Source organism: Allobosea spartocytisi, from assembly GCF_014764685.1.
Taxonomy (GTDB): Bacteria; Pseudomonadota; Alphaproteobacteria; order Rhizobiales; family Beijerinckiaceae; genus Allobosea; species Allobosea spartocytisi.
This window is the reverse complement of sequence record NZ_JACXWY010000004.1, coordinates 293790-307926: the sequence shown is the minus strand read 5'-3', so window position 1 is coordinate 307926 and position 14137 is coordinate 293790. Positions and strand designations below refer to the sequence as shown.

At 67.8% G+C, this 14137-nt stretch carries 12 protein-coding genes; 4 read left to right on the top strand and 8 right to left on the bottom strand.

Annotation, left to right across the window (positions count from 1 at the left end):
* The first annotated feature begins 39 nt into the window (after nt 1-39).
* Nucleotides 40-987: a 50S ribosomal protein L11 methyltransferase gene (locus IED13_RS08975; RefSeq protein ID WP_191123960.1), complete on the top strand. Its 948-nt coding sequence runs from the start codon at nt 40-42 to the stop codon at nt 985-987.
* A 55-nt stretch (nt 988-1042) separates the two neighbouring features.
* Here the strand turns inward: IED13_RS08975 and IED13_RS29085 are convergent, their stop codons facing one another.
* Both IED13_RS29085 and IED13_RS08970 read right to left on the bottom strand, forming a co-directional pair.
* Nucleotides 1043-1171 (bottom strand): hypothetical protein, encoded by a 129-nt coding sequence (locus tag IED13_RS29085; protein ID WP_260368406.1) that lies wholly within the window; start codon nt 1169-1171, stop codon nt 1043-1045.
* Nucleotides 1172-1218: 47 nt separating this feature from the next.
* Nucleotides 1219-1461 carry a hypothetical protein gene (locus IED13_RS08970; RefSeq protein ID WP_112763979.1) on the bottom strand — a complete coding sequence of 81 codons (243 nt, stop codon included), beginning with the start codon at nt 1459-1461 and terminating at the stop codon, nt 1219-1221.
* Nucleotides 1462-1758: 297 nt separating this feature from the next.
* On the opposite strand from IED13_RS08970, the gene IED13_RS08965 reads away from it, so the two are divergent.
* On the top strand, nt 1759-3594 hold the full coding sequence (locus IED13_RS08965; protein WP_210323551.1) for an aminopeptidase P family protein: 1836 nt from the start codon (nt 1759-1761) through the stop codon (nt 3592-3594).
* 214 nt (nt 3595-3808) lie between these two features.
* Here the strand turns inward: IED13_RS08965 and IED13_RS08960 are convergent, their stop codons facing one another.
* The 4 genes from IED13_RS08960 to IED13_RS08945 all read right to left on the bottom strand — a co-directional run bounded on the left by IED13_RS08960 (nt 3809) and on the right by IED13_RS08945 (nt 7054).
* A complete protein-coding gene (locus IED13_RS08960; RefSeq protein WP_038358841.1) occupies nt 3809-4108 on the bottom strand; it encodes an AzlD family protein in 300 nt (99 codons plus the stop codon).
* Nucleotides 4105-4821 carry an AzlC family ABC transporter permease gene (locus IED13_RS08955; protein WP_142021811.1) on the bottom strand — a complete coding sequence of 239 codons (717 nt, stop codon included), beginning with the start codon at nt 4819-4821 and terminating at the stop codon, nt 4105-4107. The genes IED13_RS08960 and IED13_RS08955 overlap by 4 nt, the downstream gene beginning before the upstream one ends.
* 26 nt (nt 4822-4847) lie before the next feature.
* Complete coding sequence (locus tag IED13_RS08950) at nt 4848-5711, bottom strand: AraC family transcriptional regulator (protein WP_191123959.1); 864 nt, start codon at nt 5709-5711, stop codon at nt 4848-4850.
* Nucleotides 5712-5809: 98 nt separating this feature from the next.
* Nucleotides 5810-7054: an MFS transporter gene (locus tag IED13_RS08945; protein WP_191123958.1), complete on the bottom strand. Its 1245-nt coding sequence runs from the start codon at nt 7052-7054 to the stop codon at nt 5810-5812.
* 68 nt (nt 7055-7122) lie between these two features.
* Between IED13_RS08945 and IED13_RS08940 the strand changes: the two genes are divergently transcribed.
* Complete coding sequence (locus IED13_RS08940; protein ID WP_191123957.1) at nt 7123-8115, top strand: AraC family transcriptional regulator; 993 nt, start codon at nt 7123-7125, stop codon at nt 8113-8115.
* Nucleotides 8116-8255: 140 nt separating this feature from the next.
* Here IED13_RS08940 and ligA read toward each other — a convergent pair whose 3' ends face one another.
* Nucleotides 8256-10436, bottom strand: a complete 2181-nt coding sequence (ligA, locus tag IED13_RS08935; RefSeq protein WP_191123956.1) for an NAD-dependent DNA ligase LigA — start codon at nt 10434-10436, stop codon at nt 8256-8258.
* Between the two features lie 237 nt (nt 10437-10673).
* Between ligA and IED13_RS08930 the strand changes: the two genes are divergently transcribed.
* Nucleotides 10674-11465: a DUF2189 domain-containing protein gene (locus IED13_RS08930; RefSeq protein WP_038358853.1), complete on the top strand. Its 792-nt coding sequence runs from the start codon at nt 10674-10676 to the stop codon at nt 11463-11465.
* A 397-nt stretch (nt 11466-11862) separates the two neighbouring features.
* On the opposite strand, the gene IED13_RS08925 is transcribed toward IED13_RS08930, so the two are convergent.
* On the bottom strand, nt 11863-13971 hold the full coding sequence (locus tag IED13_RS08925; protein WP_191123955.1) for a DEAD/DEAH box helicase: 2109 nt from the start codon (nt 13969-13971) through the stop codon (nt 11863-11865).
* Between the last annotated feature and the right edge of the window lie 166 nt (nt 13972-14137).

The window sequence follows — 14137 nt, the reverse complement described above, 5'->3', positions numbered from 1 at the left end:
AGCCATGACATCCCTCATCCGCCCTGCTATGGGCAGCGCATGCGCGAAGGCCTTCTGCCAGCGACGGTCGCGACCGTCTTCGAACTCTCCACCTCGGGCGAGAAGGCCCGGGCCCTGACCGAATTGCTCGGCGAGATCTTCGATCCGACCGAGACCGCGATCTCGGCCTTCGAGATCGAGGAAGGTGTCACCACGCTTTCGCTCAACGCGCCGTGGAAGGTCGAGATCTATTTCGCCAACCACCCGGACGAAGCGGCGGTGCGCGACCTGCTGCGGCCGATCGTCGGCGATCTCGTCGACGAGACCCCGTTCAGCACCGTGAATACGCAGGACTGGGTGGCCAACAGCCTCGACGGGCTGAAGCCCGTGCGCGCCGGCCGCGTCCTCGTCCATGGCGCGCATGATCGGGATGTCGTGCGCATCAACGACGTATCGATCGAGATCGAGGCGGCACTCGCCTTCGGCACCGGCCATCACGGCACCACCGCCGGCTGCCTGCTGGCTCTGGATGCCGAGTTGAAGAAGCGTCGCCCGCGCCACGGGCTCGATGTCGGCACCGGCACGGGCATCCTGGCGCTGGCGCTCGCCAAGCAGATCAAGCGCAAGGTCGTTGCCGGCGACATCGACGCGATCGCGGTCGAGGTCTCCGCCCATAACGCCCGCCTCAACCACGCGCCGCACGCGCTCGATCTCTATGTCGCGCCAGGCTTGCGCCATGCCAAGGCGAACCGCACAGGCCATTTCGACCTGATCTTCGCCAACATCCTCGCCTGGCCGCTGAAGCGCCTCGCCCCCTCGATCGCCCGGGCCCTGTCACCGGACGGGACGCTCATCCTGTCGGGGCTGCTCGCGATGGATGTCGCCGGCGTGGCCTCGGCCTACCGGCACCAGAGCATCTACCTCGTCAGCCAATCGCTGCGCGAAGGCTGGGCGACGCTGACCATGAAAAAAGGCGGCGCAGCCCCGAGGCCCCGCCGCCCTGCCTGACCTCCGGCGCCGCGAGCTTCAGCAGCCCGGCGGCGCGCGGTCGTCAGCGTCGATCTCAGAAGTCGATACGGCCGTATTTGGCCTCGGCCTCAGCCTGCAGGCTGCGGGCGTCATGCCAGACGGCGACGGCGAACTTCGCCGCGTCGGCGATCTGTTCGGCGACATGCCTGATGAGGGCGATCATGCTGTGGCTCCGTTCGGTTGCGGCGCAGCGAGAGGCGCGCCGAAGATTCAGCGGTTGAAGGGCAGCGACCGGTCGTTGGACAGGCTCGCGAACGGAATCCCGCCGAGCACGATCCCCGCCTCATCGATGAGAAGATTGCGGGCCCGCAGCTCGCGAGCCGCCGAGCGCATGCGGCTTTCGATCATCGCGGCGTGGAGCCGGCGCAGCAGGCCGGGCTTTTCCGAGCGCGTCGTCGTCCCGGCCACCACGGGCACGGGCAATACGTCGGCATTGTTCAACACGTAGGTCATGGGTCCATCTCCGAAAAACGAAGGACAGTCCCGGTCGCTTCCTCGTTCTCTTATGCGACTAAAATGGGCTCATTTCGCACTTGCGAGAAGATGTGTTCGCATATGCGAGATATGCACAAAACGCATGCAACAAGTCCGATCTCGTTAATATTTGCGTAGATTGCATAACGAAATGGCACAATGCGGATCGGCGAGGCAGCGCGGTCCTACGGAAGAGGCATCGCCACGCCGACGCATTTGCACTGGTGCTTTCGCCGATGGAGCGCGACGATGGCGCACGCTATGCCGGACCCCGCCATGACCGAATCGATCATCCCGACCTGCCGCTTCCAGTCCTTCACCGAGCCGAGCGACCCGGCGCAGGTCGCCGGCCGTGTCGCCGCGCTGCGGCTGGCCCTGGCCGCGCAAGGCCTCGACGGCTTCGTCGTGCCGCGCGCCGACGAGCACCAGGGCGAATATGTGCCGGGCCATATGGCCCGCCTCGCCTGGCTAACCGGTTTCACCGGCTCGGCCGGCAATGCCGTGGTGCTGGCCGAGAAGGCGGCGCTGATCGTCGACGGGCGCTACACCATCCAATCGGCCGAACAGACCGATACCGAGGTCGTCACGCCCGTCCGCATGGAAGAGACACCGCTGGAGCGCTGGATCGAGCAGAACCTGCCGGCTGGGGGCAAGCTCGGCTACGATCCCTGGCTTCACACCACCGATGGCGTCGCGAAGCTGGAAAAGGCCGTCGCGGCCGCCGGCGGCACGCTCGTTCCCGTCGCGAGAAACCCGATCGACGCGCTCTGGAGCGACCGCCCTGCCCCGCCGGCCGCCCCCGTCAAGGCGCATCGCGCCGACTATGCCGGCGAGGACACGGCTTCCAAGCTCGCCCGCATCCAGAAGGCGCTGACCGAGGCCAAGGTCGATGCGCTCGTCGTCTCAGACCCGCATGCCCTGGCCTGGACCTTCAACATCCGCGGCGGCGATGTCGAGCACACGCCTTTGCCGCTGGGCTATGCCATCGTGCCGCGCGAAGGCCGCCCAACCGTCTTCCTCGCGCCCGAGAAGATCACCAACGAGGCCGGCGATGCCATCGGCGCGGTCGGCGAGATCGCGCCGCCGGCCGAACTCGAGCGGCAGTTGCAGAAGCTCGGCGCCGCCAAGGCCAAGGTCAGGCTCGATGCTTCGACCGCCGCCTCGGCGCTGGCGACGCTCATCCGCGAGGCCGGCGGCACGCCCGATGCCGGCGCCGACCCCATCGCCCTGATGAAGGCCCGCAAGAACGCGGCGGAACTCGCCGGCAGCCGCGCCGCCCATCTGCGCGACGGCGCGGTGATGACGAACTACCTGTCCTGGCTCGCCCGCGAGGCGCCGAAGGGCGGCCTCACCGAGATCGACGCGGTCGCGGCGCTGGAAAACGAGCGGCTGAAAACCGGCCTGCTCAAGGACGTCTCCTTCACCACCATCGCCGGCGCCGGCCCCAATGCGGCACTGCCGCATTATCGCGTCACGGCGTCCAGCAACCGGCGCATCGAGCCCGGCATCTTCCTGGTCGATTCCGGCGGGCAGTACGAGGACGGCACCACCGACATCACCCGCACCATCGCCGTCGGCGAGCCCACCGCCGAGATGCGCGACCGCTACACCCGCGTGCTCAAGGGCCATGTCGCGATTTCCCGGCTGGTCTTCGTCAAGGGCACTTCGGGTGCGCAGCTCGACGCCTTCGCGCGGCTGCCGCTCTGGCAGGGCGGCTTCGATTTCGACCATGGCACCGGCCATGGCGTGGGCAGCTATCTCTCGGTGCATGAGGGACCGCAGCGCCTCTCCAAGCTCGGCACCACGCCGCTGGAGCCGGGCATGATCCTCTCCAATGAGCCCGGCTACTATAAGGAAGGCCATTACGGCATCCGCATCGAGAACCTGATCGTCGTCGAGGAGCGCCATATCCCCGGCGCCGAGCGCACGATCTACGGCTTCGAGACGATCACCTGGTGCCCCTATGAGCGGGCGCTGATTGACAAGAACATGCTCGACGACGGCGAGATCGCCTGGATCGACGACTACCACGCCAAGGTCTGGGAAAAGCTTTCGCCGCTGGTCGCGGGCGAGGCCAGGGATTGGTTGGAGGCGGCCTGCCGGGCTTTGTAATCGGCTCTGTCATTCTCGGGCGAAGCACAGCTTCGACCCGAGAATCTCCAAACCGGCAGAGCGTCATTCCGGACAAGCCGCGAAGCGGCGCCGATCCGGAATCCATCGGAGTGCTCAGCACCCTATGATGGATTCCGGTTCTCCCTTCGGTCGCCCGGAATGACGAAGCGGGTCCTGAGATGCTCGGGCCAAGCCCGAGCATGACGACGGTGGATCAGATCACCATGCGGAATCCGACCACCGCAACCACGCCAACAGCCACCACTCCGAGCAGCGGCAGCCGCGTCGCGGCCAGCGCCGTGATCGCCGCCGCCGCCGTCTCGGCCCAGCCGGTGGCAAGCGCGCTGGGCGCGATCACCGCAATCAGCACGGCGGGCGGAATTGCGTCGAAGGCAGCCTGCGCGCGTGGCGAGAGATTCAGGCGTCCGACGAGCGCAAGCCCCGCCACACGGGTGGCGTAGGTCACGATCGCCATGCCGAGGAAGGCGAGGAGATTGATCGGATCGACACTCACGCCTCGGCCTCCTCGATCGCCACATTCCGAGGCTCGCTGCCCGCGGCGAGCCAGGCCGCCAGCAGGCCAAAGACCGCCCCCGCAGCGACATGCCAGGGCGGGCCAGCCAACCGATAGGTGACGGCCGAAGCGATGCCGGCGGCGGCCACCGTCCAGAAGGTCACCCGCCCCTTCCAGAAGGCGGCGACGAGGGCGATGAACAGCGCCGTGAAGGCGAAATCGGCGCCGAGCCGCTTGGGGTCGCCCAGCACCGCGCCGATCATCGCGCCGAGCGTCGAGTTGATCAGCCAGCCCGAGACGAAGGGGATGACCATCGCGAACCAATAGGCCGGCGTCAGGCGATGGGTGCGAGCACGCTTCTCGGCCAGCGCCCAGTTCTCATCGGCCATGTAGTAGAGCCCGAGGAATTTCTGCCAGCGGCTGAAGCCCTGGAGCTTGGGCGCGAGCGAAGCGCCCATCAGCACATGGCGGGCATTGATCAGCAGCGTCGAGAAGACCAGCGCGGCGACCGGCGCCGGGTTCGCCCAGAGCTCGATCGCGGCGAATTGCGCGCCACCGGCGAAGACCATGATGCTCATCAGGAAGACTTCGAACGGCGACAGCCCCTTGCTCGCCGCCACCGCCCCGAAGAGCAGGCCGATCGGCGCTGCTGCCACCGCGGCCGGCCAGATATCGCTCAGGCCGCGCCTGATATCGTCGCGCATCGTGGACATGGAGGTTTTCTTTCGAAGAGCCGGCTTCAGCCGGCATGCGCCGCCCGGAAGGCCCCGGGCGTGACGCCGAAGCGGGCCTTGAAGGCGCGGGTCAGATGCGGCTGGTCGCAGAAGCCGGTCGCCGCTGCGACATCGCCCGGCATCTCGCCGCGCCGCAGCCGCTCGCGCGCCCGCCTGACACGGACATCGACGAGATAGGCGTGAGGGGTGAGCCCGGTTTCCCGCCGGAAAGCGCGGATCAGGTGATGGCGCGGCAGGCCGGTCAGGCGCGCCAGATCGGCCAGCGACAGGTCCTCCTCGTAGCGCGCCTCGAACAATTCGCGCGCCTTGGCGACAGGCCCCTCCTCCGCACCGACGGCCCGAACCGTCAGATCGGCATGACGGGCCAGGCAATGCGCATAGAAACGCAGCAGCATCTCCTCGCCCGCCAGCAGGTCCTTGCCATCCTCGATCGCGCGATGCGCGACGGCGAAGAGCGCAGCGCCTTCCGCATCCTCGACGAGAGGCTCCGGAAAGAACGGCGTCCCGGTCGTCTCACGGCCGCTGAGCGAAGCCGCGACCTCGCGCATCAACCCGGTCTCGGGATAGGTCATGCGATAGCTGTAGCCAGGCCCATAGGGCTCGCCGTCATGGGTTTCCAGCGGATTGACGAAGGTGATCAGCCCCGGCCGCGCATAGTACCGCGCGCCACGCACACGGAAGGTCTCGCAGCCGGCCTCGATGGTGCCGATCACATAGCTTTCATGCTGGTGCGGCGCATAGGCATGGCGGCGGAAGGTCGCCGCGAGACAATCCAGCCCGCCGAAACGCTCGGCCGGAAACAGCTTCGCCCGCTCGCCGGCGACGAGCGGTTCGAGGCAGAGTGTCTCGCCCTGTGTGACTGCTTCCATGGCGCCAGCATAAACCCTCCCGCTGCGCCGCTGTCTTGAAGAAAAGTGATCGGGCACATCAACGCGCCCGATCTGTTTCGTTGCCGCGAGACAGAGCCTCAGATGGCGTGGGCGGCGGCTTTACCCCCGACGCGCTCGGGACTCTTGGCACCGAGCAGCAGCACGCCGAGCCCGCCGACCAAGGTCGCTATCGTGGCATAGGTGATGACGCCGAGCGTCCCGAAACCATCGACGAGCAGGCCGCCGAAGACCGCTCCGCTCGCGATCGCGACCTGGAAGGCGGCGACGAGCAGGCCGCCGGCCGATTCGGCTTCCTCCTCCGGCGCGACGCGGACCAGCCAGGTCTGGAAGCCGACCGGCAATGCGCCGAAAGCGAAGCCCCAGAGCCCGACGGCGACGGCCGAGGCAATCGGCGACGTGCCGGCGAACAGGAGGCTTGCGCCCATCAGCGCGATCAACAGCGCGCCGAAGATCACGGAAGCCTTGGCGCTACGGGCGGTGATCGCCCCGCCGAGGAAATTCCCGAAGAAGCCGCCGACGCCATAGGCCAGCAGCACCAGCGAGATCGCCTCGACCGACAGCTTCGGAATCTGTTCGAGGAACGGCCGGACATAGGTGAAACCGGCGAAATGCCCGGAAATCACCACGACGATGCCCACCAGCACCAGCGCGATGCTCGGCTGGCCGAGCAAGCGGAACAGCGTGCGGATATCGGGTGAACCGCGAGCCGGCAGACGGGGCAGCACGGCCATCTGGATCACCAGCGTCGCGACGCCGACCAGCGCCGCGAGCCAGAACACGACGCGCCAGCCCATGAGATTGCCGACATAGGCGCCGATCGGCGCCGCGCTGACGGTCGCGATGGAAACGCCGGTGAAGATCAGCGACATCGCCTTGGGCAAGGCGCTCGGCGGCACGAGCCGCATCGCGGTCGCCGCCACCATCGACCAGAAGGCGCCGAGCCCGATGCCGAGCAGGACGCGGGCGAAGAGCAGCGTCGGCAGATTGGTTGCGACGGCGGCGAGCGCGCTCGACAGGATCAGCAGGCCGGTCAGCGACCAGATCACGATGCGCCGGTCAACACCGCGCGTCACGATGGCCGCCGCAAGGCCGGCGATGGCGCCGACCACGGCGGTTGCGGTCACGGCCTGCCCGGCGGCGCCGACCGAGACGCCGATATCGGCGGCCATCGGCGTCAGCAGGCTGGCGGGCAGGAACTCGGCCGTGACAAGGCCGAAGACGCCGAAGGTCAGCGAGACGATCGCCGCCCAGGCCGGTTTTCCGCGCGCATCCTCGATAGGATCATCGAGGTCGAGCGCGGTGACGGAAAGGGAATCTGACATGGGAGTCTCCATGAGGAGGCCGGAAGATGGGCGTGGCTCTCTGGAGTTTCCATGCTATATTGTCTGGAATGAATGACCTTTCGTCCAAATATGTTGCATCGCACTCTGCCGACCATCTCACCGAGATGTTGCGCGGGCTCAGGCTCGACGGCGTCGACTACAATCGCTGCCAGATGGCCTCGCCCTGGGCCATCGCCTTCCCGCCTTGCCGCGCCGCGCGCTTCTACTTCATTGCCCAGCGCGGCTGCTGGCTGAAGATGCCGACAGGCGACTGGCTGGAGCTGCGCGACGGCGACGCCTTGCTCCTGCCGCGCGGGGGCGCGCATGTGCTGGCGAGCGCGCCGGCTGTGACGCCCTCGCCGCCTTGCGACTGCGCGGTGAAGCAGCATTGTGGCGATATCACCGAACTCGAGGGCGGCGGCAGCGACGGCGAGCCCATGCTGCTCTTCAGCGGCAGCATGACCTTCAACGTCGATGCCGACCATCCACTGCTGCGGCTGATGCCCGACGTGATGCGGATGTATGATTTCGCCGCCAACGAGCCCGGCATACCGCATTTGCTCGAGGCGATGGGCCGCGAGGTCTGCATGGACCGCGTCGGCGCCGGCGGCATCCTCGCCCGGCTCGCGGACGTCATCGCCGCCACCATCATCCGCGGCTGGGTCGAGAACGGCTGCGGCGAGGACAAGGGCTGGATCGCGGCGGCGCGCTGCCCGCAGATCGGCCGGGTGCTGGCGGCGATCCATGCCCATCCTGAAGCGGACTGGAGGGTGGAAAGCCTCGCCGAACTGATGGGCGCCTCCCGCTCCGGCTTCGCCGAGCGCTTCGCCAGCGTGGTGGGCGAGACGCCGGCCCGCTATGTCGCCCAGGTCCGCATGCATCAGGCCCGGCAATGGCTGGCGCGGGACAGGATGCGCATCGCCGTGGTGGCGCAGCGGCTCGGCTACGAATCGGAAGCCTCGTTCAGCCGCGCCTTCAAGCGCATCACCGGTTCGGCCCCGAGCCAGGTGCGGGCAGCGGGCGCCCCGCCGCCGGCGATCTTCACGGCGGCGGCTGAGTAGTCGGCGGGCGATCCAGTCTCCGTCATGCTCGCCCTTGTGGCGAGCATCCACGCCTTGAACACGACCTTCGACCAGCGAAGACGTGGATGGTCGGGACAAGCCCGACCATGACGGCAAACGTTACGGTCATGATTTCGGGCTCAGGCTCCGCCGCCTCCACCGATCAGCTCGAACCAGCCGGCCTCGTCGATCACCTCGACGCCGTGCTTGGCCGCGTCCTTGAGCTTCGAGCCCGCGCCCGGCCCCGCGACCAGCAGATCGGTCTTCGACGACACCGAGCCGGCCACCTTCGCGCCGAGTCGCTCCGCCATCGCCTTCGCCTCGTCGCGGGTCATCCGCTCCAGCGCGCCGGTGAAGACCACCGTCTTGCCCGCGACCGGGCTCGTCGTGGCGACAGCCTCCAGCGGCTGCGGCTGAACCTGCTCCAGCAAGCGGTCGAGCAGGTCCTGATTGTGCGGCTCGCCGAAGAACTGCAGCAGCGCCTCGACCACGGTCGGGCCGACGCCGTCGATGGCGTCGAGTTCCTGCCGTTGCGGCGAGGCCGGATCGGCCGCGGCGGCAAGCGTCTCGCGCAGCGCTTCGAAGGAGCCGTAATGGCGCGCAAGCAGCCGCGCATTGGTCTCGCCGACATGGCGGATGCCGAGCCCAAAGATCAGCCGGTTGAGCGGCGGCGTCCGCGCTGCCTCGATCGCCTCGAACAGCTTCTTCGCGCTGACCGCGCCGAAACCTTCCTTGTCCTTGAGCTTCTTGAAATTGGCCTCGTCGCGCCGGGCGAGCGTGAAGATGTCGGCCGGCTCCTTCACCGGCAGATCGGGGTCGCTGTGAAAGAACTCGATCTGCTTGTCGCCGAGCCCGTCGATGTCGAGCGCATCGCGCGAGACGAAATGCTTCAGCCGCTCCATCGTCTGCGCCGGGCAGATCAAGCCCCCGGTGCAGCGGCGCACCGCATCCTCCTTGCCGGAGCGCGGATTATGCTCGCGCACGGCATGGCTGCCGCAGGCCGGGCAGAGCGTCGGGAATTCATAAGGCTTGGAATCCGCCGGCCGCTTCGACAGATCCACGGCCTCGACGCGCGGGATGACGTCGCCGGCCCGCTTTACCGTCACCGTGTCGCCAATGCGGATATCGGTGCCGTCGCGGATCGGCAGCCCCTTGGAATCGAAGCCCTTGATGTAGTCCTCGTTGTGCAGCGTCGCGTTCGTCACCACGACGCCGCCGACCGTGACCGGCTTGAGCCGCGCCACCGGCGAGAGCGCGCCGGTACGACCGACCTGAATGTCGATGGCCTCCAGGATCGTGGTCGCCAGCTCCGCCGGGAATTTATGCGCGATCGCCCAGCGCGGCGCCCGCGAGACGAAGCCGAGGCGCGCCTGCAAGGCGAGATCGTCGACCTTGTAAACCACCCCGTCGATATCGTAGCCGAGCGTGGCGCGCTGGCTCTCGATCAGCCGGTACTGCGCCACCAGCTCGGCGACGCTCTCGCAGCGCTTCATCAGCGGGTTGGTGCGAAAGCCCCAGCGCTTGAAGGCCTCGACCACGCCCATCTGGGTCGGCGCCGGCAGCACCGGCATCTCGCCCCAGGCATAGGCGAAGAAACGCAAGGGTCGCGAGGCGGTAACGCTGACATCCAGCTGCCGCAGCGAGCCGGCGGCGGCGTTGCGCGGATTGGCGAATTCGGGCAGCCCCTTCTCGCGCTGACGCTCGTTGATCCCCGCGAAATCGGCATGGCCGAGATAGACCTCGCCGCGCACCTCGGCGATCTCCGGCACATCCGGCCCGGCGAGCGCCCCGGGAATTTCGGAAATGGTGCGGGCATTGACCGTGACGTCCTCGCCCTCCTCGCCATCGCCGCGCGTCGCCGCCGCGACCAGCTCGCCCTTCTCGTAGCGCAGCGAGAGCGAGAGCCCGTCGATCTTCGGCTCGGCGGTGAAGGCGATGCCGCCCGCCTCTTCCTTGCGGCCGAGGAAGCGATAGACGCGCTGGGCGAACTCCGCGACGGCCTCGTCCGAGAAGGCATTGTCGAGCGAGAGCATCGGCACGCGATGCCGGATCTTGGCGAATTTGCCGGATGGCCTGGCGCCGACCTTGCTGCTGACGCCGCCGCTCTCCTTCAGCTCGGGAAAGGCCTCCTCCAGCGCCACGAGCCGGCGACGCTTCGCGTCATAGGCCGCGTCGTCCATGATCGGCTGGTCGTCCTGGAAATAGGCGTCGTTTGCCGCCTGCACCTCGGCGGCGAGCCGCTTGTGCTCGAGCCTGGCCCGGCGCGGCGTCAGCTCGGCGACGGGCGTTTCGGAAGGGGCGTTGTCGTCTGTGTCGCTCATGCGGGAAGCATTAGGCGAGAAGGCGCTGTCGAGAAAGGGCAGCAGCGATCCCGGTGACTGCCGCCCATCCCCGGACCCCTTATCTCGTCACATCCGCGCGACGGCTTGCAACAAAACCCGCTTCGGCGTGTATTATCCGTGAACTGGGAATTGGAAGCTCGACGCCTGAAGGCCGTTGACGCCAAGGAACATGTCGACGGCTTTTTGGCGAACCGGGCCGGAACCGGGAGATACGCCATGGCCAATCTTGACGGCACCGTTCATCACCTCGGCAGAGCGGTGGAGCCACATGTCCACACCATCACGACGATGGATCTGCGCGATGCGCTCTGGCGCGGCTGGGAGGATTTCAAAGCGCAGCCGAGCCATCTCGTCTTCGTCGCGCTGATCTATCCGGTCGCCGGCGTGCTGCTCGCGCAGCTCACCGTCACCTACAACATCTTCCCCCTGCTCTTCCCGCTGCTCGGCGGCTTCGCCCTGCTCGGCCCCTTCGCGGCGATCGGTCTCTACGAGATCAGCCGGCGCCGCGAGCAAGGGCAGGATTCGTCCTGGCGCCACGCCTTCGACGTGCTGCAATCGCCGGCGATCGGGCAGATCGTGCTGCTCGGCGTGTTGCTGACCGGGCTCTTCCTTGCCTGGCTCGCCTGCGCCTGGCTGATCTACCGCGCCCAGCTCGGCCTGCCCGCCGATGTCTCGACGGCGGATTTCCTGCGCGCCACCTTCACCACCTTCGACGGCTGGATCATGATCATCGTCGGCAATTCGGTCGGCCTGCTCTTCGCCATCCTCGCCTTCTCGATCTCGGTGGTGGCCTTCCCGCTCATCATCGACCGCCATGTCGACATGCCGACGGCGGTCCGCACCTCGATCGCGGCGGTCGAGGCCAATCCACGCGTGATGATGTATTGGGGCCTGATCGTCACCGGGCTTCTGGTGCTCGGCTGTCTGCCCGTGCTGGTCGGCCTCATCGTGGTGATGCCGGTTCTCGGCCACGCGACCTGGCATCTCTACCGCAAGGTGGTGGCCTGAGCGGTCGGCCGTCCGACGCCTATGAGTCGGGAACGCGACGCGTCATCCCGGGCGTGCCGCCTTTGGCGGCGCCGATCCGGGATTCATGCCGGAGCCTTTCCGATCAAGGTTCAGGCGTGGATCCCGGATCTCCGCTTCGCTTCGTCCGGGATGACGCGCGTTTCGTGACCGTGGCTCCCGATTTTCCAGCGGGAACCTTTCACCCCTGAATACGGTTCATTTCCGTAGATCGGGCCTCACGGCCCACTTCAGTCAGGGGGCTTTCGTGAACAATATCATCTACCTCGTCGGCCTGATCGTCGTCGTCCTCGCCATCCTCTCCTTCCTCGGCCTGCGCTGAGCGGAGAGGTGCCGCCGGGGCTGAACGAGCCAGCCCCGTTGCGGGCGATGATGGCGATCAGCCGCGATCGTCGCGCCGGGGCTTCTTGCTCTTGAACGGCTTGCCGGCCGGCCCGCGCGCACCGGGCCCATCGTTCCTGACTCCGCCGGGCTTCCCAGAGAAAGCGGGCTTCTTGCCGGCATAGGGTTTTCCGCCATGCGGCTTGCCGGTCTCCGACCAGGGTGCGCGCGGCTCCGCCGACGGATCGCGGTCGCTGCGGACGGGATCGTAGGATTTCGATCCGCCGAAGGACTTGCCCGCTGCGGGCTTGCCGGCGAACGGCCTATCCGCGAAGGGTTTGCCCTTGCCCTCATAAGGCTTTTTGGCGAACGGCTTCTTCTCATAGCCACGCGCCTCGCGAGGCTCCCCGGCCACGCCTTCGTCTCGCGCCTTGCGCTGATAGGGGGCCGGAGCATGGCTCGCCTTCTCGGCGAAGGGCTTCGCAGGACGGCGCTCGTCCTCGCCCGTCACAGGCTCGATCATGACCTTGTCACGATCCACCGCCTTGGCGAGCTCGTAGAAGCGCTCCGCTACATCGGCATCGATCTCGACCTTGGTCTCGCGGTCGAAAATGCGGATCGCGCCGACCTCGTCGCGCGTGATCTTGCCGCGCCGGCACAGCATCGGCAGCAACTGACGCGGATCGGCGCCATCCCTGCGCCCGACATTGAGGCGGAACCAGACCGTGTCGCCACGCGGGCCGCCCTTGCGCGGCCCGTCGGCGCGGGGGCTGTCCTCGCGTCCGGCGGCGAAGCGCTCGCGCGGCGTCGCGTAATCGTCATGGCTGCGCACCGGCCGGCGCTCGTCGCGGCCGAAACCGGGATCGCCCGCCTCCTCGGCCGCCGGCAGGCGCGAACGATAGAGCCTGACCAGCGCCGCCGCGATCTCGCGCGCCTCGCGGCCGGCCATCAGCGCCTCGACCATGCCGGCATCATCCTCGCCCTCGTCGCCCGAGAGCATCGGATCCTTGAGCAGCCGCTCCTGATCGAGCGCGCGAATCTCCTCCGGCGTCGGCGGGCCGATCCACTCGGCCTCGACCTTGCCTTCCATCAGCAGCCGCTCGGCCTTGCGCCGGCGTGACTGCGGCACCAGCACGACGCTGGTGCCCTTCTTGCCGGCGCGCCCGGTCCGGCCCGAGCGATGCTGCATCACCTCGGCGTCGTTGGGCAGTTCGGCATGGATGACGAGGTCGAGCCCCGGCAGGTCGATGCCGCGCGCGGCGACATCGGTCGCGACGCAGACCCGTGCCCGCCCGTCGCGCAGCGCCTGCAGGGCGGCATTGCGCTCGTTCTGGCCGAGCTCTCCCGACAGGGCGACGGCGGCGAAGCCGCGCTCAAGCAGGATGGCTTCGAGATGGCGCACGGCATTGCGCGTGTTGCAGAAGACCAGCGCCACCGGCGCGTCGTGGAACCGCAGCAGGTTGACGACCGCGAGCTCCGCCTCCTTGGGATAGACGCGCACGGCCTTGTAGGCGATGTCGGCATGGCCGCGCCGCGCCGCTTCCACCTCGATGCGCAGCGCATCGTGCTGGTAGCTCTGCGCGAGCTGGACGATGGCCTTCGGGAAGGTCGCCGAGAACAGCAGGCTGCGGCGCCCCTCGGGGGTCGTCTTCAGGATGAATTCGAGATCGTCGCGGAAGCCGAGATCGAGCATCTCGTCGGCCTCGTCGAGCACCACGGCCTTGAGCGCCGAGACGTCGAGACGGCGACGCTCGATATGGTCGCGCAGGCGGCCGGGCGTGCCGACGACGATATGCGCGCCCTCGTCGAGCAGCATCGCCTCGCGGCGCGGGTCCATGCCGCCGACGCAGGAGATCACCCGCGCTCCCGCATGTTCGTAGAGCCAGGCCAGTTCCCGCTGCACCTGGAGGGCCAGTTCGCGGGTCGGCGCGATGATCAGCGCGAGGGGCGCTGCGGCCCGGCCGAGCTTTTCGCCGTCGCCCAGCAGGGTCTCGCCGATGGCAAGCCCGTAGGCGATGGTCTTGCCCGAACCGGTCTGCGAGGAAACCAGCAGGTCGCGGCCGCGCGCGGCCTCCTCCAGCACAGCGTTCTGCACCGGCGTCGGTTCGGAGTAATTGCGTTCGGCGAGCGCACGCGCGAGCGGCGGGCTCGTGAGGGAGAAGGACATGTGGAAGGCCTAAATCTGAGGCTCGAAACGCGAGAGGTCGCGAAACTGGGGGTGACGGGAAAGCGGCGCGGACAGCACCTGCAAGCCGTCAATCGAAAACGGCTCATAAAGCAAGACGCGCCAAAAGGAAATGGAGGATTCGCGCGCCCGGTGCAGGGCTGCTCCC

What these genes read in the sequence shown, in the direction of transcription:
- IED13_RS08975 (WP_191123960.1), top strand. Translation starts at nt 40, where the DNA reads ATGCGCGAAGGCCTTCTGCCAGCGACGGTCGCGACCGTCTTCGAACTC.
- IED13_RS29085 (WP_260368406.1), bottom strand. Translation starts at nt 1,171, where the DNA reads ATGATCGCCCTCATCAGGCATGTCGCCGAACAGATCGCCGACGCGGCG.
- IED13_RS08970 (WP_112763979.1), bottom strand. Translation starts at nt 1,461, where the DNA reads ATGACCTACGTGTTGAACAATGCCGACGTATTGCCCGTGCCCGTGGTG.
- IED13_RS08965 (WP_210323551.1), top strand. Translation starts at nt 1,759, where the DNA reads ATGACCGAATCGATCATCCCGACCTGCCGCTTCCAGTCCTTCACCGAG.
- IED13_RS08955 (WP_142021811.1), bottom strand. Translation starts at nt 4,821, where the DNA reads ATGTCCACGATGCGCGACGATATCAGGCGCGGCCTGAGCGATATCTGG.
- IED13_RS08950 (WP_191123959.1), bottom strand. Translation starts at nt 5,711, where the DNA reads ATGGAAGCAGTCACACAGGGCGAGACACTCTGCCTCGAACCGCTCGTC.
- IED13_RS08945 (WP_191123958.1), bottom strand. Translation starts at nt 7,054, where the DNA reads ATGTCAGATTCCCTTTCCGTCACCGCGCTCGACCTCGATGATCCTATC.
- IED13_RS08940 (WP_191123957.1), top strand. Translation starts at nt 7,123, where the DNA reads ATGAATGACCTTTCGTCCAAATATGTTGCATCGCACTCTGCCGACCAT.
- ligA (WP_191123956.1), bottom strand. Translation starts at nt 10,436, where the DNA reads ATGAGCGACACAGACGACAACGCCCCTTCCGAAACGCCCGTCGCCGAG.
- IED13_RS08930 (WP_038358853.1), top strand. Translation starts at nt 10,674, where the DNA reads ATGGCCAATCTTGACGGCACCGTTCATCACCTCGGCAGAGCGGTGGAG.
- IED13_RS08925 (WP_191123955.1), bottom strand. Translation starts at nt 13,971, where the DNA reads ATGTCCTTCTCCCTCACGAGCCCGCCGCTCGCGCGTGCGCTCGCCGAA.